Consider the following 22,025-nt stretch of genomic DNA (forward strand, 5'->3'; position numbering starts at 1 on the left):
GTCCTCGCACGCGACCCGAGGGCCGTGCCGACCCACGAGATCAGCGGCATCGACATCCTCGCGACCGTCCTCGACGGCGAGACCGTGCACGGCGACCTGGCGGGGGAAAAGCCCCTCAGTCGCGGACCCCGGCCGCCACCGGAGTGGCGTCCTCCGCGGCCACCGCCGTCCCCGTGCCCGCCCCCGGCTCCGACTTCGCCACGACCAGGCTCTCCCGCACCCCGCGCCGCGTACGCAGCCCGGTCAGCGTGATCAGGAAGCCGAGCGCGGCGACCGCGGTGACCACCACGAGCCCGGGCCGGAAGCTGTCCAGGACCTGCTGCGGCGAGGCCGCACCGGCCCCACCGGCGCCACCGCTCTCCGAGCCGGTCACCACGGCCGTGATGACGGCCAGGAAGATCGCGCCACCGACCTGCACAGAGGTGTTGAGCAGCCCGGACACCATGCCCTGCTCCTCGTCGGCCACCCCATTCGTGGCCTGGATGTTCAGGGACGGGAAGACCAGGGCGCAGGCAGCGCCGATGAGCAGCATGGTCGGCAGGATCACCGCGAGGTACTGCGGCGTGAGGCTGATCCGCAGGAACAGCGCGTACCCCACCACCATCAGTGCGAACCCGGTGGCGATCACCCGCGGCGTACCGAACCGGTCGACAAGGCCGCCGATCTTCGTCGAGGAGAGCGCCACCAGCGCACCCGCGGGCAGGAACGCGAGCGCGGTCTCCAGGGCCGACCACTCGAGCAGCGACTGCAGATAGAGCGTCGCCATGAACTGGAACGAGACATAGCTGCCGAAGAACGTCATCGCGCCCAGGTTGGCCCGCACCTGGCTGCCCGAGCGCAGTACGCCGAGCCGGATCAGCGGGCTCGCGCTGCGCCGCTCGATCGCGATGAAGGCACCGAGCAGGACGACGACCGCCAGGAAGGAGAGGAGCGTACGCGCGGAGCCCCAGCCCACCTCGGGCGCCTCGACGACGGTGAAGACGAGCAGCAGCATCGCGGCCGTGCCGGTGACGGCGCCCGGAACGTCGTAGCCGCCGCGGGTGTCCTCACGCGGGGTGCGCGGGATCATCTTCAGGCCGACGGCGAGCGCGACGAGCGCGATCGGCGCGGGCAGCAGCATGGTCCAGCGCCAGCTGGCCTCGGTGAGCAGTCCGGAGAGCACCAGGCCCATGGAGAAGCCGGTGGCCGCGCAGGTGGTGTAGATGGAGAGCGCGCGGTTGCGCACCGGGCCCTCGGCGAAGGTCGTGGTGATGATGGACAGGCCGGCGGGCGCGGTGAATGCCGCACTCAGGCCCTTGATGAAACGGCTGGCGATGAGCAGCGGCCCGGAGTCGACGAGCCCGCCGAGCAGCGAGGCGAGCGCGAAGACGGCGAGCGCGATCAGGAACACCCGGCGCCGTCCGAGCAGGTCGGCGGCGCGGCCGCCGAGCAGCAACAGGCCGCCGTATCCCAGGATGTAGCCGCTGACGATCCACTGGAGGGCCGAGGTGGACAGGCCGAGTTCCGCACCGATGGACGGCAGGGCGACGCCGACCATCGATACGTCGAGGGCGTCCAGGAACATCGCCGCGCAGAGCACGATCAAGGTGCCCCAGAGTCGCGGCGTCCAACGTTCCGTGGACGAGGAGGTGTTGAGCGGAGAGGTCATGGCAGGAGACAGTACATGCACATGCATTGGATGCAAACGCATTTAATGACCGTGCAACAAACCTTCGGTTCTCTGCTACCGTCTGGACATGGCGACGAAGGCTGACACGGCCGAAAGTGCGCTGGTGGATCAGTGGCGCGGCATCCTCGCGGTGCACGCCCGCACCACCTGCGAGCTCGACCGTGCACTGCATCAACACGGCCTCGGGGCAAGCGACTTCGAGGTCCTCGACGTGCTCGCGGGCAGCGACTGCTCGTACCGTCTCCAGGAGATCGGCGAACGGGTGCACCTGAGCCAGAGCGCCCTGTCCCGCCTCGTGGCCCGCCTGGAAAAGGAGGGCCTGGTCCACCGCGGCCTCTGCAGCTCCGACCGCCGCGGCGTCCAGGTCGCCCTCACCGACCGCGGCCGAGCGCTGTATACGGAGGTCAAGCCGGTACAGCGGGCGGTCCTGCGCAAGATGCTCGCGGATCGCCAACAGGGCTAGCGGACCAGGGAACTCACCCGAACTGGCCGGGCTGGTAGCTCCCGGCGGGCTGCTGGACGAGGACGTTCACGCGGTTGTAGAGGTTGATGACCGCGATGACGGCCACCAGGGCGGCGAGCTGTTCCTCGTCGTAGTGCTTGGCGGCATTCGCCCAGGCCTCGTCCGTGACCCCACCGGCCGCGTCCGCGATCCGGGTGCCCTGCTCCGCCAGCTCGAGGGCGGCGCGCTCGGCGTCGGTGAAGACCGTGGCCTCCCGCCAGGCCGCGACCAGATGGAGCCGCTGCGCGGTCTCCCCAGCGGCGGCGGCGTCTTTGGTGTGCATGTCGGTGCAGAACCCGCACCCGTTGATCTGGCTGGCCCGGAGCTTCACCAACTCCTGCGTCGCGAGCGGCAGCGACGAGTCCGAGAGCACCTGCCCCGCCGCGTTGAAGTGCTTCAGAAGCTTGCCCACGAGCGGGCTGCCGAACAGGTTCAGGCGAGCATCCATGATGAACTCCTCTGCCGTATGTCGATGCGCTACACCCCTACGACGGACCGGCTACGACGCGATGTGACACGACCAAATGTGACGTGCGCCACCCCGGATTACCGGGACACCGTCCGGCGGGTCGTGAAGCCGATCAGGGCGGCCAGGGCGGCCAGGGCGGCGACGCTGGTCAGGGCTACCGGCAGGGAGAACCAGTCGGCCATGAAGCCGATGGCGGGTGGGCCGAGGAGCATGCCGCCGTAGCCGAGGGTGGAGGCCGCCGCCACGCCGGTCGGGCCTGCCAGGGCACCGGCGCGTTCCACGGCGACGGGGAAGACATTGGCCAGGCCGAGGCCCGTGATGGCGAAGCCGGTCAGGGCCGCTTCCGTTGCCGGGGCGAGTGCGCCGAGCAGCATGCCCGCCGTGGCCGTCGCGCCGCCGAGGGTCAGGGTGCGGGTGCGGCCGAGGCGTTCCAGGAGTGTGGTGCCGGTGAGGCGGCCCACCGTCATGGCCAGGGCGAAGAGCGAGTAACCCGCCGCCGCCGTGCCGGGGGCGGCGCCCAGGTCCTGTTGCAGGTGCAGCGCGCCCCAGTCGGCCATGGCCCCCTCGCCGTACGCCGTGCACAGGGCGATCAGGCCGAAGACCGCTACCAGTGTGCGGGTGCGGCCCCTCAGGCGGGTGCTCGGCTCCGTGGCGGCGGGCTCCGCGAGTGCCGGGGACGGATGGCGCAGCAGCGTGGGTGCCGCCGCCGCGGTGATCAGGAGGCCGATCAGCGTCAGGCCGAGCAGGTGGCGGGTGGGGGAGAGGTGACCCGCGACCAGGCCGCCAAGTCCCGCGCCCACCATGCCGCCCAGGCTGAACGCGGCGTGGAAGCTCGGCATCACCGGGCGCCGCAGGGCGCGCACCAGGTCGACGGCCGCGCTGTTCATCGCCACGTTGATGCCGCCGTACGCGGCGCCGAACACCAGGAGCACCGCGCCGAGCGCCACCGGCGAGTGGGTCAGCGGCGGCAGCGCCACGCTCAGCGGCATCAGGACGCCGCAGGCCACCGTCACGCCGTGGCTGCCGTACCGGCGGCAGAGCCGTCCGGTGAGCGTCATCGTGACCACCGCGCCCGCCGAGACGCCAAGGAGCGCGAGCCCCAGGTCGCTCGCGGACGCCCCGGTCTGCTCCTTGATCGCGGGGATCCGGACCACCCAGCCCGCGAAGACGAAGCCGTCCAGGGCGAAGAACGCGGTCAGGGCGATGCGCAGGCGGGAGAGAGGGGTGAGACGGCGCGGGGAGCGTGGGCCGTTGGCGGGTACGGAACCGAGTTTGTTTAGTGTCGGCACAAACTCAGCGTACGGGCGGGTTCGGGCGCCCCGCAAGCCAGTTGACCGGTCGCACCGTGGGACAGGCGCATCGTGGGACCCGGGCCGCCTGCTGACGCCGCCCCGCCGCTCGTACGCAGAATTGCGTAGCCCCGAAGCCGCGCCTGTGACGACGACCGGACGCGAAGATCGGCGGAGTATTTCCGGTGTCACGAAGCAGCACCGGATCTTGGAGGAATAGCGATGAGCACCAGTGAGCAGCGGACCCTTTCGACGGCGAGCAAGGCGAACGCCGGTTTCCTGATCCTGGCGGGCATCGGGATCTTCATCCAGAAGTTCAGCGGAGTCGACGAGTTCCCGACGGTCCCGCCGGGCGCGATCATCCTGCTGGTCTCCGGCCTCCTGGTCGCCCTTCTCGGGGCGCGCTGGGCCTGGACCGCCTTCATCGGCCTGCTCGCGCCGCTCTACCTGGGCGTCGCCTCGGTCCTGGTGGAGTCCGGCGTCTGGGACCGGCTCGCGGACCCGGCGTCCTTCGGACCGTTCATCGGCAGTGCCGTGCAGATGGGCTCCATGGCGATTGCCCTGGTCGCCGGGGCGGGCGCCCTGTACGACAGGTTCGCGGGACGCAAGGCCGCCGTCAGGAGTCACCAGGCAGCGTGAGGCCGGCCCGTACCGCGAAGACCACCAGCTGGGCGCGATCCCTCGCGCCCAGCTTCGTGGTGGCCCGGCCGACATGCGTACGCACCGTGGCGGGGCTCAGATACAGCTCCTGGGCGATCTCGTCGTTGGACCGCCCGGTCGCCACCCACGCCACGATCTCCCGCTCCCGCTCGGTCAGTTCGTCGAGCGCCGAGGACGTGGTGACGCCGCCCGCGATGTGCCGGGCGAAGTGCGAGACCACCCGCCGCGTGACCGACGGCGAAAGCAGCGCCTCACCGGCCGCGGCCACGCGCACGGCCTGGATGAGCTCGAGCGGGTCGGTGTCCTTGAGCACGAAGCCGCTGGCACCGGCCTGCAGGGCGGCGAAGACGTACTCCTCGATCTCGAAGGTCGTCACGATCACCACCCGGGTGCTCTCCAGAGCCGGGTCGGCCGTGATGGTCCGCAGCGCCTCGAGGCCGTCCATGCCCGGCATCTTGACGTCGAGCAGCAGGACGTCCGGCCGGGTGCGCCGGACCAGCTCGATCGCGCCCGCGCCGTCCTCGGCCTCCCCGACGAGTTCGAGGTCGTCCTCGCGCTCGATGAGCGCCCGCAGGCCCATCCGCATCAGCATCTGATCGTCGGCCAGCGCGACCCGGATCATGTGTCCGTTCCCTTCGTCGTTACGGGCGTTACGGGTGTTACGGGCGTCATGGGGATGCGTGCGAGCACCTGGAAGCCGCCGCCCCCGTCACGCGGCCCCGCGGTGAGCTTGCCACCCAGGGCCTCGATACGGTTCCGCATTCCGGCCAGACCCCGCCCGCCGGAACGACTCGTCGCCCCGGCTTTCTGTTCCGTTTCCGTTCCGGTCGCCTTGGTTGCCGCCGTACCCGCGCCGTCATCGGTGACCTCGACGAGGAGGTCACCCTCTTGACGCGCCACGCGGACCCGGGCCCGCGCCGATCCGGCGTGCCGCAGCACGTTCGTCAGCGACTCCTGTACGACGCGGTAGGCGGCGGCGTCGGCCTCGGCGGACGGCGACTCCGCCCGATCCCCCTGTTCCAGTTGAAGATCCACCGGAAGTCCCGCCCCGCGTACCCGGTCGGCGAGCTCGGGCAGCGCGTCGAGACCCTTCTTCTCCGCGGGTCCCGCCTCCAGCATCCCGAGGGTGAGCCGCAGTTCGCCCAGTGCCCCGGTGCTGGTGGTACGGATGGCCTCGAGGGACGCACGGGCCTGCGCCGGATTGTCCTCGAGGACGAGCAGCGCCACCCCGGCCTGCATCGCGATCACCGAGAAGCCGTGTCCCGCGACATCGTGCACCTCGCGGGCGACCCGCATCCGCTCCTCGAGCGCGCCCCGCTCCACCAGCTCCGCCCGGACCCGGCGCGCGGCCACCGTACGCACCTGGACGAGCGTCCCCAACGACCAGGGAACCACCAGCCAGTTGAGCCACGCGACGGCGAAGATCACCGAAAACTGGTCCTCGCCCGCCATCCGGACGAGCAGCGCCGTCACCACGACCGCGGCCGCCGCCGCGCACGCCGCCAGGGACACCCGCACCGAGCGGACCCGGGCCACATGGAACGTCGCGAACACCGGGCACAACAACACCGGCCCGGGGGCGTACCCCGCGAGCACATAACCGCCGGTCCCGACCGCGACCGCCGCCAGCATGGCCACCGGCGCCACCCGCCACCAGGCCAGCGCGCCGACGGCGACGGCCGCCCACAGCCAGGCCCAGACGTCCGGCCGTCGCGCCCCGTCCATCACCGATGACCAGAGGTCCGAACTGGCCACGACCATCAGCACGAGCGCGGCGGCCACGAAGCCGTCGCGCCGCTCGGGCAGCACCAACTCCCGTACCGCGCCAAGCCCTCGTAACTTCCCTCGCGTCACCACGGGGTGAGCATACGGGGCGGCCGATCACGCCGGGCCGGCCAGCCGTCCGCCGCGTTCCCCGCCAGGCATACGCGGGTGTGCGTAGGCGGCTCCGCGTACGCGGCCGTGCGTACGCAGCAGTGCGTACGCGCGAATCAACATCGGCGTCGACGCCCGGGAGGCCGGGTGTGGCCGATGCTGGCCGGACCGCGATGCACCGGGCGCACCGAGCGCCACCGAGCCGCCCCGAGATCTACGGAGGAGCCATGACCGAGACCCTGACACCGGCTGTCCGGCCCCGTGCCAAGGCCGCGGGCAAGGCCCGTGGGGGCCGCAGGATGTCGCCCCGGCTGCGCAAGTTCGTCCTCACCTGCCATGTGGTCGTCTCGGTCGGCTGGCTCGGCCTGGAGATCGGACAGCTCATCATCGGGACCGTCGGCGTCGCCGCCGACAACCCCGAGCTGATCAGGGCGACCCGCATCGTCGCGGAGATCCTCGGCGTCGAGGTGGTCGCCGTGGCCGCCTGGTCGTCCCTGATCACCGGCCTGCTCCTGTCCCTCGCGACAAAATGGGGCCTGCTCAAGCACTACTGGATCATGACGAAGCTGGTCATCAACGTGGGCCTCATGGTGGCCGGTCACTCCCTGTTCCGGCACTGGCTGCACCACCAGGCCGATATCGGGGTCGCCGCCGACCCGGTCAGCACGAAGCTCCTGATCGGCATGGGCATCGGCTTCACCCTGCTCCTGACGGCGACCACGCTGTCCGTCTACAAGCCGTGGGGCAAGACCCGCTTCGCCCGCCGCGGGTGACGTCGGCCGCGGCGGCCGGGTCGGCCGACATAGCCTCGTCGTATGAGCGAGCTGTTTCCACGTACGCGCCGGGTCGTCGCGCCGGGGGCCGTCCACGTGCCGGACTGGCTGTCCCTGGACGAACAGCGTGAACTGCTCGCCGCGTGCCGGGAGTGGGCGCGGCCTCCGGCGGGGCTGCGCGAGGTCCGGACACCGGGCGGTGGGCGCATGACGGCCCGCCAGTTCGGCCTGGGGTGGCACTGGACTCCCCGGGGGTACGCGCGTACGGCCGTCGACGGCGACGGCGCCCCGGTCAAGCCGATGCCGCCGTTGCTCACCGAGCTGGCACGCCGGGCCGTGACCGCCGCCGGGTTCGGCAACCGGGAGACGTACGACATCGCGCTCGTCAACTACTACGACGCGGACGCCCGCATGGGCATGCACCAGGACCGCGACGAGACGTCGGACGCCCCGGTGGTGTCGGTCAGCCTCGGGGACAGCTGCACCTTCCGGTTCGGGAACACGGACCACCGGACCAAGCCGTACGCGGACGTCGAACTGCGCAGCGGCGACCTGTTCGTCTTCGGCGGGGAGTCGCGCCTGGCCTACCACGGGGTGCCCCGCGTCCACGCCGGGACCGCGCCGCCCGAACTCGGCCTGAACGGGCGCCTGAACATCACGCTGCGGGTCAGCGGCTTCACGGATCCGTCCGGGTCGGCTGCCGCATCGGGTGCATCGGGTGGATCGGCCGGGTCGGGTGGATCGGTCGGGTCGGGTGCATCGGCCGGGTCCGGTGCATCGACTGGATCAGGCGGAGCGGCGGGTTCGGATGGGTCGGGCGGATCGGGTGCTTCGGCCGGTCCAGTAGGTCCCGAGCCGATCATGGGAGACTCGCCGGTATGAACGGCAAGGCGGAGCCCCGCGACGCGGGGCACATGTCCACGCGTACCCGTCTTGAGCGGGGGCGCAGCGCGCTCGGGCCCGCGCTCGAACTGGTCCACACCGGCCGGGCCCCGACCCGCGCGGTGCTCACCGCCGAACTGGGCGTGACCCGGGCCACGGCTGGCGCGGTCGCCGCGGAGCTCGAGGCGCTCGGCCTGATCCACATCGAGCCCGGCGCCGCGGCCGGGGCGCAGGGCCGCCCCTCGCACCGCCTCACGGTCGCGGACGACGGGCCCGTGGTGCTCGCGGCCCAGGTGCACGCCGACGGATACCGGGCCGCGCTCGTCGGCCTCGGCGGCACCATCGTCGCCACCGCGCCGGGCTGCGAGACCATCGAGGCCGACCCCGCCGTCGTACTCAACTCCCTGGTCGAGGCCGGAGTTGGGCTCCTCGAGCAGACCGGGCGGCGGTGCGTGGGCGCCGGGCTCGCGGTGCCGTCCGCCGTGGCCGAGCCCGAAGGGCAGGCCCTCAACCCGCTGCACCTGGCCTGGCCCGCGGGCGCGCCCGTACGGGAGATCTTCGCGGCGCAGATCGCCGCGGCGGGGCTGCCGGGGCCCGCGTTCACCGGCAACGACGTGAACCTCGCGGCGCTGGCCGAGTACCGGCACGGCGCCGGGCGCGGCGCCCGCGACCTGCTGTGCGTGGCCACCGGGCACCGCGGGGTCGGCGGCGCCCTGGTCCTCGACGGGCGCCTGCACACCGGGAGTTCGGGCCTCGCCCTGGAGGTCGGCCACCTCACCGTCAATCCCGAGGGGCGCCCCTGCTATTGCGGCAGCCGCGGCTGCCTGGACGTCGAGGCGGATCCGCTCGCCTTCCTCGAAGCGGCCGGGCGGGTGCCGGGCCCCGAGGTGTCACTCCTGAAGCAGTCCCAGGACCTGCTGCGCCGCCACTACGACGACCCGCTGGTGCGCGGCGCCGCCGAAGAGCTGATCGACCGGCTCGGGCTCGGGATCGCGGGCTTGGTCAACATCCTCAACCCGGACCGCATCGTGCTCGGCGGGCTGCACCGGGAACTGCTCACCGCCGACCCCGGCCGCCTGCGCGCCGTCGTCGCCGACCGCAGCCTGTGGGGCCGCAGCGGTGGGGTACCGATCCTGGCCTGCACCCTGGACCACAACAGTCTGGTGGGAGCGGCGGAGTTGGCGTGGCAGCCGGTGCTTGACGATCCGCTGGGGGCGTTGGCCGCGGACTGACGCGGCCGGTGCGGGTTCGGTTCACACACTCGCGTTACGCACCCGCGTTACGCACCCGCGTCCGTCGCGGGAACGGTGAACGCCCGAGCCGGGTTCCCCACAAGCATCCCGTCCACCACCTCCTTGCCGACCGCCGCATCAAGCCGCTCGCGCAGGCCGCGCAGCAAGTACGGCATGCCGGGGCCCTCGTTCACCGACCGCGCACCCGCCGTGGTGGTGTCGCCCCCGAGCAGCAGGCGGTCCGCGAAACCCGCGTCGGCAAGGTCCCGTACGGCCTCCGGCATCCGCCAGTCCGTGGCGTGGTTCGCTCGTGACGGGCCGTCAAAGGCCAGATAGGCGCCCGCTTCCGCGGCCCGGCGGTGCACGGCCGGATCGGGGAAGCGGTTCAGGTGGCCGAGGAGCACCCGGTGCGGCGGGACCCCCAACTCGCCGCACAGCAGATCGAGTACGTCAAGCGCGCCGGTGCCCAGCTCCAGGTGCACGCCGATGGGGGCGCCCGTGGCGTGGTGCGCCTCGGCCGCGGCGGCCATGGTGTGCCGGGCGTGCGCGTCGAGGCCGTGGTAGCCGCCCGCGACCTTGATGAGGCCCGCACGGATGCCCGACTCGCCCATTCCCTCGGTGTGTTCACGGACGAACACCTCCGCAAGTCGGGGGATGATCCGCTCAAGGAACGTGGGGTCGTAGTGCACCGCCTGGTGCAGGCCCGTCGCCGCGACGATGTGCAGCCCGCTCGCCCGCGCCACGTCTGCGAGGCCGTCCACGCACCGCCCCATGCCGTACGGCGTCCACTGCACCACACTCGTCCCACCGGCCTCACGAAAGGCCACCGCCTCGGCGTGCGCCGCCTCCGGCGAGTCCAGTTCCTGGCCGACCGGCAGCCGGGGGCTGGACAGGAAGAAGTGGTCGTGCGCGTCGCAGACCCCGAGCTCTTCGGGCGCGATGTCGCCGAGCACCGTCCGTATGACGCCGGGCGCGGCGGCCGTCACCACTGCGGCTCCCGCGGCAGCGCGGCGAGCTCGGGCGCCGACAGGTGCAGGACGCGGAAGCGGTCGCCGCCGGTCGGCGGGTCCTCGCGGTTCCAGAGCGCGAGGCGCACCAGCTCCCAGCGGTCCGGGTCGAGCGCGAGCACCGTACCGACCGCGCCCGGAAGCCGGGCCTCCCGCTCCGCCTCCTTGAACGTCGCCTCGACCGCCTCGGCCGGGTCCGCGTCCCGCGGCAGATACTCCTGTCGCCGTACGGCGGTCCGGACCGAGCCGCCCGCGGCCACTCCGTCGACGAGGGCGAGCCCCGTCCAGTGCCGCACCGTAGGGCGCCCGAAGTCCGCGCTCAGGCCCCGGAAGCCGGGCCCCAGGAGGAAGCCGGTGAGGGCCGCGGGCTCGGACCACAGGTAGAACGGCGCGTACGCGTTCACCGGCGACCCGGCGACGCCTTTCTCGCGCACCAGATAGGCCTTGAACCCGAGGCCGGGCAGCTCGTCGAGCAGATGCCCCTTGGTGGCCACGCGCTCCCGGACGATGCCCATGTCGTAGTCGGCGGGCAGGGTGATCTCGTACTGCATGGCGTGCATGGATGTTCCCTTCCGGTCCTTCCGGAGTCCGGTCCTTCCGGAGTTACGTCGCGCCGTGTCGGGCGCCGTGTCGGGGCCTCAACCGGCCCGCAGCAGGTCGAGCGTGCCGAGCAGCCCCCGTACCGCCTCGTCGAAGTCCTCAGGCGCGCCGGAGGCCCGGGCCAGGACATAGCCGCCCTGGACCGTCGCGACGACCAGGGCCGCGGTGCGCTCCGGATCGAGCCCGTCCGCGAACTCGCCGCGCGCCAGGCCCTCCCGGACGACCTCGGTGAGGCGGCCGCGCAGCCGGTCGAGGGTCTCGTCGACCGGGGCGCGCAGCGCGTCGTCGGCGACGATGTCCGGGTCCATGGTCAGCCGCCCCACCGGACAACCGCGCAGCACGTCCCGCTCGCGCAGCAGATACGCCTCGATCCGTTCGTACGCCGTGCCGTCGCCGCCCAACGCCCGCTCCGCGGCGGCCCGCAGCTCCTCGGCGGTGCGCCTGATCGCCGCGAGCGCGAGGTCCGGCTTGCCCTTGAAGTGGTGGTACATGCTGCCCTGGCCCGCGCCCGCGCGCGCCTGGATGGCCTTGGGGCTGGTGCCCACATAGCCGCGCTCCCACAGGAGCTCCTGGGTGGCCTTGATCAGCCGGTCCGGAGTGCTCATGACACCACCGTACATACTAGTAGGTACAGAAACCACTCGCGGCCTGCGGAAGTGCCGAACGAGCCCGCCGCACGCCCGCACGCCCCGGAGCAGGCACGACACCTGGCTCGTACTCCCGTGGAGGTATACGAACTGCCGCTGGCCGTACGACGCCCCGGACCCCGGGCCTGGCCGATGCTCGGTTCATCGACAAGGAGCAGTCAACGAGCAGTCATTGACGAGGGAGATGAACCGAGATGCAGACCTTGGCGCACTGGGAAGGCGGGCCCGGCCCGTGGTTCCTGTTGTTCCCGCTGTTCTGGGCGGCCGTCGTGTTCGGCATCGTGACGGTGCTGCGGCGCACCGTGTGGCGCGGCCGTGGCCGCGGCGGCCCGTGGCGCGCCGTGCCCGATGAGAAGTCACCGATCAGCGTGCTCGGCCACCGTTTCGCCTCCGGCGAGATCGACGAGGAGGAGTACTGGCGGCGACTCACCGTCCTGAACGAGGAGTTCGGCCGTACCGGCAAGACGGGAGGTGCGGCATGAGCGCAGTGGCCGGCGGGGCGCCCCTCACGCCGGCCGCGGCGCATGTCGTGGACGCCGTGAAGGTCTATGGCAGCGGGGGCACCGAGGTCCGTGCCCTCGACGGGGTGAGCGTGGCCTTTCCGGCCGGGCGCTTCACCGCGATCATGGGCCCCTCGGGCTCCGGCAAGTCCACGCTCATGCACTGCGCGGCCGGTCTCGACACGCTCTCGTCCGGTTCCGCCTTCATCGGCGGTACGGAGCTGAACTCGCTGAACGACCGGGCCCTGACGCGGCTGCGCCGGGACCGGGTCGGTTTTGTCTTCCAGTCCTTCAACCTGCTGCCCACGCTGAACGTCGCCGAGAACATCACGCTCCCCATGGACCTGGCGGGCGTGCGCGGCGATCCGGAGTGGATCGACGCGCTCATCGACGTCGTCGGGCTCGGCGACCGGCTGCACCACCGGCCCGCCGAGCTCTCCGGCGGGCAGCAGCAACGCGTCGCCGTGGCCCGGGCGTTCGCCGGGCGGCCCGAGGTGGTCTTCGCCGACGAGCCCACCGGCAACCTCGACTCGCGCTCCGGCGACGAGGTGCTCCGGCTGCTCGGCCGCGCGGTGCGCCTGATGGACCGTACCGTCGTGATGGTCACCCACGACCCGGTCGCCGCCGCCCACGCCGACGAGGTCGTCTTCCTCGCCGACGGCCGCCTGGTGGACCGCCTCGAGGAGCCCACCGCCGAACGCGTCCTCGACCGGCTCAAGGCCGCGGACGCGAACTCGGCCCGTACATCCGCCCGTTCGGCCGCCCGGAACGGTCGGACGCACGGCGAGGCGGCGGAGTGGCTGCCGCTGTGACCCCCAGCGCCACGGGGGTCCTGCTCACCGTCCGGTCGGCTCTGTCGGCCGACCGGACGGGAATCGAGGGGGAGCGCTCAGCCGACCCCGGCTGGTCGGTACACCACGTGCTCGGGCAGGCTCTCCGCCGGGAGCGCCGCGGGGAGCGTGAACCATACGGACTTCCCGGAGTCGCCGTCGGGCCGTACGCCCCAGCTCTCGCTGACCGCGGCGACCATGGCGAGTCCCCGGCCGCCGGTGTCGCACAGATCGGCCACGTGCAGCTCGGGCAGCCGTGGATCGTGGTCGTGGACGGAGACCGTGAGCCGGTCGACGAGCCACTCGATCTCCACGGTGCACGTCTTGTCCGGGACGGCGTGCTGGTGGACGTTGCTGAGCAGTTCGGTGACGCCGAGCGCGGCACGGTCGATCAGCGGATCTAAGTGCCAGTAGCGCAGTTGCGCCGAGATGATTCTGCGGACTTGTCCGATACGCGACGGCAGGGCCTGGAGCTCCACCGTGCAGTGCCTGCTGGGCTGACTGATCACGGCTGCGACTCCCCGAATTGAGTCCGGAAGACGACGTTCGAAACCGGGGCGCGGACCCCGGGTCCCGTAGTGGCTGCCTGTTGCTGGGCGGTGAGGCTGGGTCACAGCGTGACCGCAGATAAACCCTGAGTTATGTGAGACCAGGGTCGCTCAGCGGTGACGCACCCGCAACTCGACGCCGCACCGCCGCTCTTCCCTCTTCGCGCGCGGGCGCCGCGAGTTCGCAGCTCGTGAACCGTAGGAGTGCGTGGAACGTGAACCGTACGAAAGCGTAGAAACGGGCTAGTCGCGGGCCCGGCGGCCGCCCGCCTTGCGGACCGCGTCGATGAAGCGGCGCGCGGTGCGCGGGCCGGAGGTGTCCGGGTCCGGGTCGGTCTCGCCGAGCGTCAGGGAATAGCGGGTGCCGTTCACCGTGGCCTGCGCCGTGTCGTCGGAGAACCAGCCCCGGCCCGCGCGGACCGCCTCGAGCGGCGCGCTGTCGATCTCCTTGCCGTAGCTGGTGAGCAACTCCAGGCGCCCTTCGCTGATGCGCACCTGCCCGGCCTTGGTCAGCGAGCGCAGCCGCCGCTCGATCCGCACGCCCTTGGCCGTGAAGTCCGGCTCCGCCATGCCGCTCGCCCCCTGCAAGTCGTATGTCCCGGTGGGTCATGCATCCCGGTGCGTTGTGCGTTCCGATCGTACTGGCCCGCGTTCCGGTCGTGAAGCGCCGGTGAAGCGCCCTCAAACCGCCTGCCCCCTGGGAACGTCCAGAGCTGTGACAGGTGTTCCTTTGGGCTACTCAAAGGGCTGTTTATGCAGGTGAGAAGGGTGAGGAGGGCGTTTATCATCGGGCGTACGGAGCCTGCTCGGACAGGTCGGGCAGGGCTGGCGGCAGGACACGGCACAGCCCATGGCAGGACATGAAGGAGCGGCACGGTGAACACCACAGAGCAGCCAGGGGCCGGGACGGTCATGCGGACACTCGACGTCGACCGCAGTGACGCCACGTACCGGGAGTGGCTGAAGGAGGCGGTCCGCAAGGTCCAGGCCGACGCCAACCGCTCCGCCGACACGCATCTGCTGCGCTTTCCGCTGCCCGAGCCGTGGGGGATCGACCTCTATCTGAAGGACGAGTCGACCCATCCGACCGGCAGCCTCAAGCACCGCCTCGCGCGCTCCCTCTTCCTGTACGGCCTGTGCAACGGCTGGATCAGGCCCGACAGGCCGGTCATCGAGGCGTCCAGCGGCTCCACGGCCGTTTCGGAGGCATACTTCGCGAAGCTGATCGGCGTCCCCTTCATCGCGGTGATGCCGCGTACGACCAGCGCCGAGAAGTGCCGACTCATCGAATTCCAGGGCGCGCAGTGCCACTTCGTGGACGACTCGCGCAAGATGTACGAGGAGGCGGCGGACCTCGCCGCGCGCACGGGCGGCCACTACGTCGACCAGTTCACGTACGCGGAGCGGGCCACGGACTGGCGCGGCAACAACAACATCGCCGAATCGATCTACCAGCAGCTGCGGTTGGAGCGTTACCCGGAACCGGCCTGGATCGTGGCGACGGCCGGCACCGGCGGCACCTCGGCGACCATCGCCCGCTATGTGCACTACATGCAGCACGACACCCGCGTCTGCGTGCCCGACCCGGAGAACTCCTGCTTCTTCGACGGCTGGGTGACCAACGACCCGGACGCCACCAGCGATTGCGGCTCGCGGATCGAGGGCATCGGGCGGCCCCGGATGGAGCCGAGCTTCGTGACCGGCGCCATCGACCGGATGATGAAGGTCCCGGACGCGGCCAGCGTGGCCGCCGTACGCGCCCTGGAGCGGGCCATCGGGCGCAAGGCGGGCGGCTCGACCGGCACCGGCCTGTGGAGCGCCCTGAAGATCGTCGCGGAGATGGTGGCCGAGGGCCGCACCGGCAGCGTCGTCACGCTGATCTGCGACCCCGGCGACCGCTACCTCGACAAGTACTACTCGGACGCCTGGCTGGCCGAACAGGGCCTGGACATCGGCCCGTACGCGGCGACCCTCGACTCGTTCCTGACCACGGGGGTGTGGCCGGACTGAGCCCGCGTCGGGCCACGTGGGGCTACGCGGGTCAGGCGTGGGCCGTGGAGATGCGCTTGTCCAGCGACGTCACCGCGTCTCGGAACGCCTTCGCGAGCCCGGGGCGTGCCGCCTTGACGGCCAGGCGCACCGGGGCCGGGCCGTCCGCGGCGAAGGTCCACTGCACCCGGGTGCCGGTACCGGCCGGGGTGAGCCGCCACTCCTCGACCAGGGCGCGCAGCATCGGGGCGTTGGTCGCGTCGACCCGGTAGGCGTACCGCTCGTCCGGCTCCGCGGCGAGGATCGTCTCCTGGAACCGGGTGCCGCCGAGCAGCTTCACCTCGCGGCCCGCGCCGTCCCGGGTGGGTCGGCACAGGGTCACGGCCCGGAACCAGTCGGGCCACCCCTCGACGTCCTCGGCCAGGGCCCGGAAGACGGCCGCGGGCGGGGCGGACACGTCCCGCGCGAAGACGTGGCGCACGGGCGCGGAGTCGAGGAATTCGAGCCCCACAGGGCTGAGTTGGCGTGCCATGGGATCCGTACCCCCATCGAGGAAGGTCAGTTGCCGGGTTGCCGGGCGCGGGGCAACCCTAGCTGACTGCCCGTCAGTTGTCTGTCCTCAGGCGCCGGGTCGGCCGGCCTCGCCCGGCGTCTCGACCTCTCCGGCCACCACCAGCTCCGGCAGCAGCTCCGAGATCTCCGCGCGGGCCGCCGCGGACAGACCGGAGTCCGTCACCAGCGCGTCCACCTCGTCGAGCCCGGCGAAGGAACTCAGGCCCACCGTGCCCCACTTGGTGTGGTCGGCCACCACGACCACGCGCCGCGCGGAGCGGACGAAGTGGCGATTGGTCTCCGCCTCCGCGAGGTTGGGCGTGGACAGGCCCGCCTCCGCCGATATGCCGTGCACCCCGAGGAAGAGCACATCGAAGTGGAGCGAGCGGATCGCCGCGTCCGCCACCGGCCCCACCAGCGTGTCCGACGGGGTGCGCACCCCGCCCGTCAGGACCACCGTCGGCGCCCCGGGGCGCGGCCCGCCCCCGGCCGCCGCCGAGCGCTGCGCGCCGTAGAACACATCGGCCACCCGCACCGAGTTGGTGACCACCGTCAGGTCCGGCACCTCGAGCAGCTGCTGCGCAAGGGCGAACGCCGTCGTGCCGCCCGCCAGGGCGACCGCGCTGCCCGGCGCCGCCATCGCCGCGGCCGCCCGCGCGATCTCCTCCTTGGCCGACAGCTCCAGGCTCGACTTGGCCTCGAACCCCGGCTCGTACGAACTGGCCTCGGCCACCGGCACCGCGCCGCCGTGCACCTTCTCGAGCACGCCCTGCCGGGCCAGCGCGTCCAGGTCGCGGCGGACCGTCATGTCCGAGACGCCCAGCTTCCTGGTGAGTTCATTGACGCGGACCCCGCCGCGCCGCCTGACCTCGTCGAGAATGAGGGCGCGCCGCTGCTCCGCGAGGAGGTTCTGGTTCTCGCTCACGCCCGATCCCGTCCTTCCGCCGTGGTCCTCTGCCTGACCCAGGGTTCCTCATCCTCGCACGTGGCACTGACACCCGCGGCACCGCCCGACGGCGGGCCCCGAACCGTACAGCTCGGGGAGATTCGGTGACGAGGGGTGCCCACCGGGCCCGCGACCAGGGATCCTGACGCCAGGACTTGGACAACGGCGAGGCACGCACGGGGGAGTCGACGACAGTGCAGCGCACTTCGGCGGAGGAGTCCGCCCAGGAAGACGTAAGACGCCAGCCCGCCCTGGAACTCTTGGTACACGGCGTCGGCGGCACCACACCGGAAGAGATGCTGAACGATCCGCGCACCGTGCGGATCACCGGCGACAAGACCGCCGCCGTGTACCGGCGCGCCGACGACGAGGACGCCGAGGAGCGCCCCGAGGACTACCAGGGCGAGCCGGTCCCGGAGGCGTACGTCTGGTCCAACCTGACCTCCGGGAACGGCGCCCGCGCCCTGTGGCTGCTGCTTCTCCCGTTCATGGTGGTCAACCTCGCGCACTGGATGCGGCCCACCGCCCGCGGCATGCAGCGCACGGTGCGGACGTACGGCGTCCTGGCCCGCCTGATCGGGCTCACCCTGACCGTGCTCCTTGTGGCCGCCGCCTGCGAGGTCGCCCTCGACCTGGCCGCCTGGCAGTGCGCCGGTACGCGCGCGTGCGCCGAGGAACGGGCCTGGCTCGCCTTCCTCGCCCCGAACGGCGACGGGAGCGGCGGCTGGTGGTCCCAGCCCGGGCGCCGCCTGGCCCTCGCCGCCGTGGTGCCGATGGCCCTCACCGGGCTGCTCTGGTACCTCTCGCACCGCACCTGGAGCGCGTACGAGTCCGAGCGGCCCATGGCATACGAGGACGAGCGGGAGCCGGAGGAGGACGGCCCGCGCAGCACGCTCAGCCGCCCCGGCTTCTGGTACGGCCGCCGCCTGGTCGCCCGCCTGCGCGCCGCGCACACCGCCGCGGGCCTGCTCACCGTCACCGCGGCCGTGGGCACCTCCGCGGCCCGGCACGACCGCGCGCCCGGCGGGCCCTTGGCCCTGAACGCCGCCGGGTGGATCCTGGTGACAATTCTCGTCCTGGGCGCGGTCGTTGTGGTGTGGGTGGTGTGCCGCAGGGGCCGCAGCGAGAGCACCCTCGACCGGCACCTGGACAAGGCGACCATCAAGGGACTGCCCCTGGCCGCCCTCGGCGTGCTCCTGCTCGCCATGGTCTACGCCGCCTGGGACCGGCCCGGCTGGGTCTCGGCGGGACGCCTTCCCGGGCACGAGACCTTCGGGTCGATCGCGCTCGTCCAGGGGATCCTGGTCCTTGCGCTCGCGGTCGTGGCCCGGGTCATCCACCGTCGTACGCGCGTGCCGAGCACCGTCCTGAGGGGGCTCGGCGGGCCCGCCGTGGCGATGCTGGCCTGCGCCCTGGGCGGGGTGATGTCCGGCGGCGTCGCGCAGCGCTTCGGCGACTGGCTGGACGGCTCCGGCACCCCCGGCACGCCCGACGGCGCACCCGGCTTCGTCGGGCCGCCCGTCGTGCTGACCTGGCAGGCCGCGGGGATCCCGGTGGTCCTGGTCGTGGTCGTCCTGCTCGTCGTGGTGTTCCTGGTGCGCACCCTGCGCCTCCAGCGCACCGAGATGCCCCGGGTCCTGCTCGACTACCAGGGCGAGCGCCCGGACCAGGAGCGCACCCGCCGCATCGCGGGCACGCGCACGCGTGCCGCCCTCACCGACCACGCCCCGCTGATCGCAGGCATCATCTCGGCCGTCACGCTGCTGCTCGGCGCCGCCGCCCTCGCCGGAGCCTGGGCCACCGGACAGGTGCCCGGCACGGCCGCCGAGGGCAGCCCGGCGTTCATCGAGGGCGCCGCGCACACCGCGCAGGCGCTCGGCTCCTGGCTCATCGGCTTCGGTTTCATACTGTTCGTCACCTGGGGCCGCCGCGCCTACCGCGACCCCTCGGCGCGACGCACCATCGGCATCCTCTGGGACGTCGGTACGTTCTGGCCGCGCGCCGCCCACCCGTTCGCGCCGCCCTGCTACGCCGAGCGCGCCGTACCCGATCTGACCTGGCGGATCGCGACCTGGACCCGTGAGCCGGGCCGCCACCTGGTCATCTCCGGACACTCCCAGGGCAGCGTGCTCGCCGCCGCCGCGGCCTGGCAGCTGCGGCCCTCGGTGCGCCGCCGTATCGCGGTGCTCACCTACGGCTCACCCCTGGAACGGCTCTACGGGCGCTGGTTCCCCGCCCACTTCGGCCCGGAGGCGCTCACCGCGCTGCACCGCGAGGTCGACTGCTGGCGCAACCTGCACCGCCGTACCGACCCGATAGGCGGCCCCATCGGCCTGCCGGGCGACTGCGGCCCCGACGTCGACCACCCACCGCTCAAGGACCCCCTCGCCTACGGCCGTACGGAGGCCCTGCCGCTGCCCGCGCCCATCCTCGGCCACGGCGACTACCAGGCCGACCCGGCCTTCGCCCAGGAACGCGAGAAACTCCTCGCCCGCCTGCGGCCCGGTGCCGTACCGCGGCAATCCGACCACCGCTACTGCGGGTTGATCCCGGACAGCGCGGTGACGGACGGGCCCGACCGGCCAACGGGCCCGCCACCCAAGGGCAGTTAGGCCCACCGCCTCACGGCAGTTCCGGCAGGTCCTCCGGGTACAGCAGCGTCAGGTCGTCCGTGCTCGCCCCGTCGATGCGGGCCACGCGGCCCGCGTGCTGCTCGACCATCGCCTCGAAGGTCTGCCGGGCCGTACGCCCGTTGCCGAACGACGGGCCCTTGGGCAGCGCCGTGAAGTACTTGAGCAGCGCCTCCGACGTGCCCTCGCCGAGCCGGTACTCGTGCTCCTCGGCCTGCTGCTCCACGATCCTGAGCAGCTCCTCGGGGGCGTAGTCGCCGAAGGTGATGGTGCGTGAGAAGCGGGACGCGACACCGGGGTTGACCGCCAGGAAGCGCCGCATCTCCGCGGTGTACCCCGCGACGATCACCACGACCGCGTCCCGGTGGTCCTCCATCAGCTTCACCAGCGTGTCGATGGCCTCACGCCCGAAGTCCCGCCCGGAGTCCTCCGGCGACAGCGCGTACGCCTCGTCGATGAACAGGACGCCACCACGCGCGCGTTGGAAGGCCTCCTGGGTACGGATCGCCGTGGAGCCGATGTGCTCGCCGACCAGGTCGACCCGGGACACCTCGACGAGATGGCCCTTCTCCAGGACGCCGAGCGAGGCGAGGACCTCGCCGTACAGCCGCGCCACGGTCGTCTTGCCGGTGCCGGGGGAGCCGGTGAACACCAGGTGGCGGCGGACCGAGGCGGCCTTGAGCCCGGCCTGCTGCCGCTTGCGGCCCACCTCGATCATGTCGGTGAGCGCCCGCACCTCCCGCTTGACGCTCTCCAGGCCCACCAGGGCGTCGAGTTCACCGAGCACGTCCTCCGAGTCGCGCACCGGCTCAGTGGGCGGTTCGGGGGCCGACGGCGCCGCCTCCGGGCCCGAGCGTGCCGCGGGCACCCCGCCGAGCAGCCCCGCGGGCTGTGTCGCGGTCTCGTTGAGTACGGCGGGCTCGGTCGGCACCGCGGCCCGTACGCCGCCGCTCTCGTCGCTGGCGCAGTCCTCCACGATCGGCCCGTCCTCGGCGAACTCGTAGCCGCCGCGCGCACACCGCTCGGTGCGGCACCGCTTCAGCGTCGTACGGCAGCCGTCGAGGATATGGAAGCCGTAGCCGCCGCTGCCGGTGACCCGGCAGGTGTGGAAGGTGCCGCGGCCCTCGGCGGACACATAGAAACCGGCCTCCGACGGGGACGTCACCGTGCACCGCTCGATCGAAGGGTCGGCGCCCTTGGTGACGATCACGCCCGTCTGCACGGAGTCGAAGGCGCAGCCGGCCAGGGTGCCGCCGCTGCCGTGGTCCCGGAACCAGGCGCCCGTCGCGGCCTCCCGGATCCGGCAGTCGTCGAGCTGCGCCGTGGCGCCGTCACTCACCGACACGGCGGTGTTGCGCACCTGCGCCAGGTCGCTGTCCACCACGTCCGCGCGCGAGCCCCGGTCGAGCACGAACAGCGCGTCCGGCACGTCGTGCACCCGGCAGGAGTCCAGGACGGCGGTGGCGCCGTCGCTGACCCACACGGCCGGATAGTCGCCCGTACTGTCGTGGATCTCGCACTGGTTGGCGTCCACGCGGGTGCCCGGGTCCCATACGGAGAGGCCGTTGCGCCCGAACCGGCTCACCGTGGAACGGGTCAGCGTGAGGACGGACCGGGAGCGCAGGTCGACCGCGTTCTCCGGGATGTCGTGCAGGCGGCAGTCGGCGAGCGTGAGCACCGCGTCGGTGTCGAGCGTGACCCCGTCGGCGGTCGTACGGTGCACCTCGCTGTCGGTGAGGTGTGCGGTGGCCCGCGAGGTGACCTGGATGCCCGCGCCCTTGATCTCGTACACCTCGCAACCGAGCGCCTCCAGCGCGGAGTTGTCGCCGGTCACGGAGATTCCGGCGCCGGAGGCGTGGTGGATCCGGCAGCGCTCCAGGCGGGGATGGGCGCCGCCGCGGACCGCCACACCGCTCTGCCCGGCCGCGACGACCTCGCACTCCTCGAAGACGCCGCCCGCCCGGTCGAGCACGGCGACGCCGATGCCCGCCGGGTTGTCCACGGTGCAGCGGCGCACGGTGGGCCGCGCCCCGGCGCGCACCTCGAGCCCGGCGGCGGAGCGCGTGACCACGCGTACGTCGGTGAGCTCGGGTGCGCCGTCCTCCACGAGCAGCGCGGGCGCGGCCGCGTCCTGGCCCTCGACCTGGAGGTCCCGCACCACGGCGGAGGCCCGCACGGTCAACGGCACGCCGTCGGCGGGCGCGAGGCGCACGGAGCCGGGGGAGCCCTCGGGCCCGCGCAGCGTCACCGCCCGCTGGACGACCAGATTCTCCCGGTACGTTCCCGGGGTGACGGTCAGCACGTCGCCGTCCCCCGCCGCCTCCAGGGCCGCGGCGAGAGAGGTGTACTCGCCCGTGCGGCGCCGCCACCGCGATGTGCCGGTGTGCGTCACCTGGACCGTGCCCTGTGCCATGGCGTTGCCTTG

Annotated in this window: 21 protein-coding genes and 1 pseudogene; 9 read left to right on the top strand and 13 right to left on the bottom strand. The window is 72.4% G+C overall.

Annotation, left to right across the window (positions count from 1 at the left end; translation table 11 throughout):
• Positions 1-115: 115 nt before the first annotated feature.
• Positions 116-1,648 carry an MFS transporter gene (locus ACWD10_RS05335; RefSeq protein WP_451087240.1) on the bottom strand — a complete coding sequence of 511 codons (1,533 nt, stop codon included), beginning with the start codon at positions 1,646-1,648 and terminating at the stop codon, positions 116-118.
• An 88-nt stretch (positions 1,649-1,736) separates the two neighbouring features.
• On the opposite strand from ACWD10_RS05335, the gene ACWD10_RS05340 reads away from it, so the two are divergent.
• Positions 1,737-2,132: a MarR family winged helix-turn-helix transcriptional regulator gene (locus ACWD10_RS05340; RefSeq protein ID WP_451087242.1), complete on the top strand. Its 396-nt coding sequence runs from the start codon at positions 1,737-1,739 to the stop codon at positions 2,130-2,132.
• Between the two features lie 13 nt (positions 2,133-2,145).
• Here the strand turns inward: ACWD10_RS05340 and ACWD10_RS05345 are convergent, their stop codons facing one another.
• A complete protein-coding gene (locus tag ACWD10_RS05345) occupies positions 2,146-2,619 on the bottom strand; it encodes a carboxymuconolactone decarboxylase family protein (protein ID WP_451087244.1) in 474 nt (157 codons plus the stop codon).
• A 98-nt stretch (positions 2,620-2,717) separates the two neighbouring features.
• Positions 2,718-3,929 carry an MFS transporter gene (locus tag ACWD10_RS05350; RefSeq protein ID WP_451087246.1) on the bottom strand — a complete coding sequence of 404 codons (1,212 nt, stop codon included), beginning with the start codon at positions 3,927-3,929 and terminating at the stop codon, positions 2,718-2,720.
• A gap of 222 nt (positions 3,930-4,151) precedes the next feature.
• On the opposite strand from ACWD10_RS05350, the gene ACWD10_RS05355 reads away from it, so the two are divergent.
• A complete protein-coding gene (locus ACWD10_RS05355) occupies positions 4,152-4,568 on the top strand; it encodes a hypothetical protein (RefSeq protein WP_451087248.1) in 417 nt (138 codons plus the stop codon).
• Here the strand turns inward: ACWD10_RS05355 and ACWD10_RS05360 are convergent.
• Together ACWD10_RS05360 and ACWD10_RS05365 are read right to left on the bottom strand one after the other, a co-directional pair.
• On the bottom strand, positions 4,546-5,211 hold the full coding sequence (locus tag ACWD10_RS05360) for a response regulator (RefSeq protein WP_451087250.1): 666 nt from the start codon (positions 5,209-5,211) through the stop codon (positions 4,546-4,548). The genes ACWD10_RS05355 and ACWD10_RS05360 overlap by 23 nt on opposite strands.
• On the bottom strand, positions 5,208-6,446 hold the full coding sequence (locus tag ACWD10_RS05365) for a sensor histidine kinase (protein WP_451087252.1): 1,239 nt from the start codon (positions 6,444-6,446) through the stop codon (positions 5,208-5,210). The genes ACWD10_RS05360 and ACWD10_RS05365 overlap by 4 nt, the downstream gene beginning before the upstream one ends.
• A gap of 245 nt (positions 6,447-6,691) precedes the next feature.
• Here ACWD10_RS05365 and ACWD10_RS05370 point away from each other — a divergent pair, with 245 nt between their 5' ends.
• The 3 genes and pseudogenes from ACWD10_RS05370 to ACWD10_RS05380 all read left to right on the top strand — a co-directional run bounded on the left by ACWD10_RS05370 (position 6,692) and on the right by ACWD10_RS05380 (position 9,351).
• Positions 6,692-7,237 (top strand): hypothetical protein, encoded by a 546-nt coding sequence (locus tag ACWD10_RS05370; protein ID WP_451087254.1) that lies wholly within the window; start codon positions 6,692-6,694, stop codon positions 7,235-7,237.
• Between the two features lie 42 nt (positions 7,238-7,279).
• Positions 7,280-7,915, top strand: a pseudogene (locus tag ACWD10_RS05375) (alpha-ketoglutarate-dependent dioxygenase AlkB family protein); the annotation flags it as partial.
• Positions 7,916-8,115: 200 nt separating this feature from the next.
• A complete protein-coding gene (locus ACWD10_RS05380; RefSeq protein WP_451087256.1) occupies positions 8,116-9,351 on the top strand; it encodes an ROK family protein in 1,236 nt (411 codons plus the stop codon).
• Between the two features lie 47 nt (positions 9,352-9,398).
• On the opposite strand, the gene ACWD10_RS05385 is transcribed toward ACWD10_RS05380, so the two are convergent.
• The 3 genes from ACWD10_RS05385 to ACWD10_RS05395 form a co-directional block, all read right to left on the bottom strand.
• Positions 9,399-10,337: a phosphotriesterase family protein gene (locus tag ACWD10_RS05385; RefSeq protein ID WP_451087793.1), complete on the bottom strand. Its 939-nt coding sequence runs from the start codon at positions 10,335-10,337 to the stop codon at positions 9,399-9,401.
• Positions 10,334-10,918, bottom strand: coding sequence for a DUF4865 family protein (locus ACWD10_RS05390; RefSeq protein WP_451087258.1), 585 nt, complete (start codon positions 10,916-10,918; stop codon positions 10,334-10,336). The genes ACWD10_RS05385 and ACWD10_RS05390 overlap by 4 nt, the downstream gene beginning before the upstream one ends.
• A gap of 78 nt (positions 10,919-10,996) precedes the next feature.
• Positions 10,997-11,578, bottom strand: a complete 582-nt coding sequence (locus tag ACWD10_RS05395; protein WP_451087260.1) for a TetR/AcrR family transcriptional regulator — start codon at positions 11,576-11,578, stop codon at positions 10,997-10,999.
• A 221-nt stretch (positions 11,579-11,799) separates the two neighbouring features.
• Here ACWD10_RS05395 and ACWD10_RS05400 point away from each other — a divergent pair, with 221 nt between their 5' ends.
• Both ACWD10_RS05400 and ACWD10_RS05405 read left to right on the top strand, forming a co-directional pair.
• Positions 11,800-12,087 (top strand): SHOCT domain-containing protein, encoded by a 288-nt coding sequence (locus ACWD10_RS05400; protein WP_451087262.1) that lies wholly within the window; start codon positions 11,800-11,802, stop codon positions 12,085-12,087.
• A complete protein-coding gene (locus ACWD10_RS05405; RefSeq protein ID WP_451087264.1) occupies positions 12,084-12,917 on the top strand; it encodes an ABC transporter ATP-binding protein in 834 nt (277 codons plus the stop codon). Before ACWD10_RS05400 ends, ACWD10_RS05405 begins: the two co-directional genes overlap by 4 nt.
• Positions 12,918-12,994: 77 nt before the next feature.
• Here ACWD10_RS05405 and ACWD10_RS05410 read toward each other — a convergent pair whose 3' ends face one another.
• A complete protein-coding gene (locus tag ACWD10_RS05410; protein WP_451087266.1) occupies positions 12,995-13,444 on the bottom strand; it encodes an ATP-binding protein in 450 nt (149 codons plus the stop codon).
• 282 nt (positions 13,445-13,726) lie between these two features.
• Entirely contained in the window at positions 13,727-14,053 is a 327-nt protein-coding gene (locus ACWD10_RS05415) for a hypothetical protein (RefSeq protein ID WP_451087268.1), read from the bottom strand.
• A 342-nt stretch (positions 14,054-14,395) separates the two neighbouring features.
• On the opposite strand from ACWD10_RS05415, the gene ACWD10_RS05420 reads away from it, so the two are divergent.
• Complete coding sequence (locus ACWD10_RS05420) at positions 14,396-15,493, top strand: PLP-dependent cysteine synthase family protein (RefSeq protein ID WP_451087795.1); 1,098 nt, start codon at positions 14,396-14,398, stop codon at positions 15,491-15,493.
• Positions 15,494-15,524: 31 nt separating this feature from the next.
• On the opposite strand, the gene ACWD10_RS05425 is transcribed toward ACWD10_RS05420, so the two are convergent.
• Together ACWD10_RS05425 and ACWD10_RS05430 are read right to left on the bottom strand one after the other, a co-directional pair.
• Positions 15,525-16,004: an SRPBCC family protein gene (locus tag ACWD10_RS05425; protein ID WP_451087270.1), complete on the bottom strand. Its 480-nt coding sequence runs from the start codon at positions 16,002-16,004 to the stop codon at positions 15,525-15,527.
• A gap of 87 nt (positions 16,005-16,091) precedes the next feature.
• On the bottom strand, positions 16,092-16,949 hold the full coding sequence (locus ACWD10_RS05430; RefSeq protein ID WP_451087272.1) for a DeoR/GlpR family DNA-binding transcription regulator: 858 nt from the start codon (positions 16,947-16,949) through the stop codon (positions 16,092-16,094).
• A 317-nt stretch (positions 16,950-17,266) separates the two neighbouring features.
• Between ACWD10_RS05430 and ACWD10_RS05435 the strand changes: the two genes are divergently transcribed.
• Positions 17,267-19,582, top strand: a complete 2,316-nt coding sequence (locus ACWD10_RS05435; protein ID WP_451087797.1) for a hypothetical protein — start codon at positions 17,267-17,269, stop codon at positions 19,580-19,582.
• Between the two features lie 10 nt (positions 19,583-19,592).
• Here ACWD10_RS05435 and ACWD10_RS05440 read toward each other — a convergent pair whose 3' ends face one another.
• Positions 19,593-22,013: a right-handed parallel beta-helix repeat-containing protein gene (locus tag ACWD10_RS05440; protein WP_451087274.1), complete on the bottom strand. Its 2,421-nt coding sequence runs from the start codon at positions 22,011-22,013 to the stop codon at positions 19,593-19,595.
• Positions 22,014-22,025 lie beyond the last annotated feature (12 nt).

The sequence above is a fragment of the Streptomyces sp. NPDC002851 genome, from assembly GCF_053591935.1.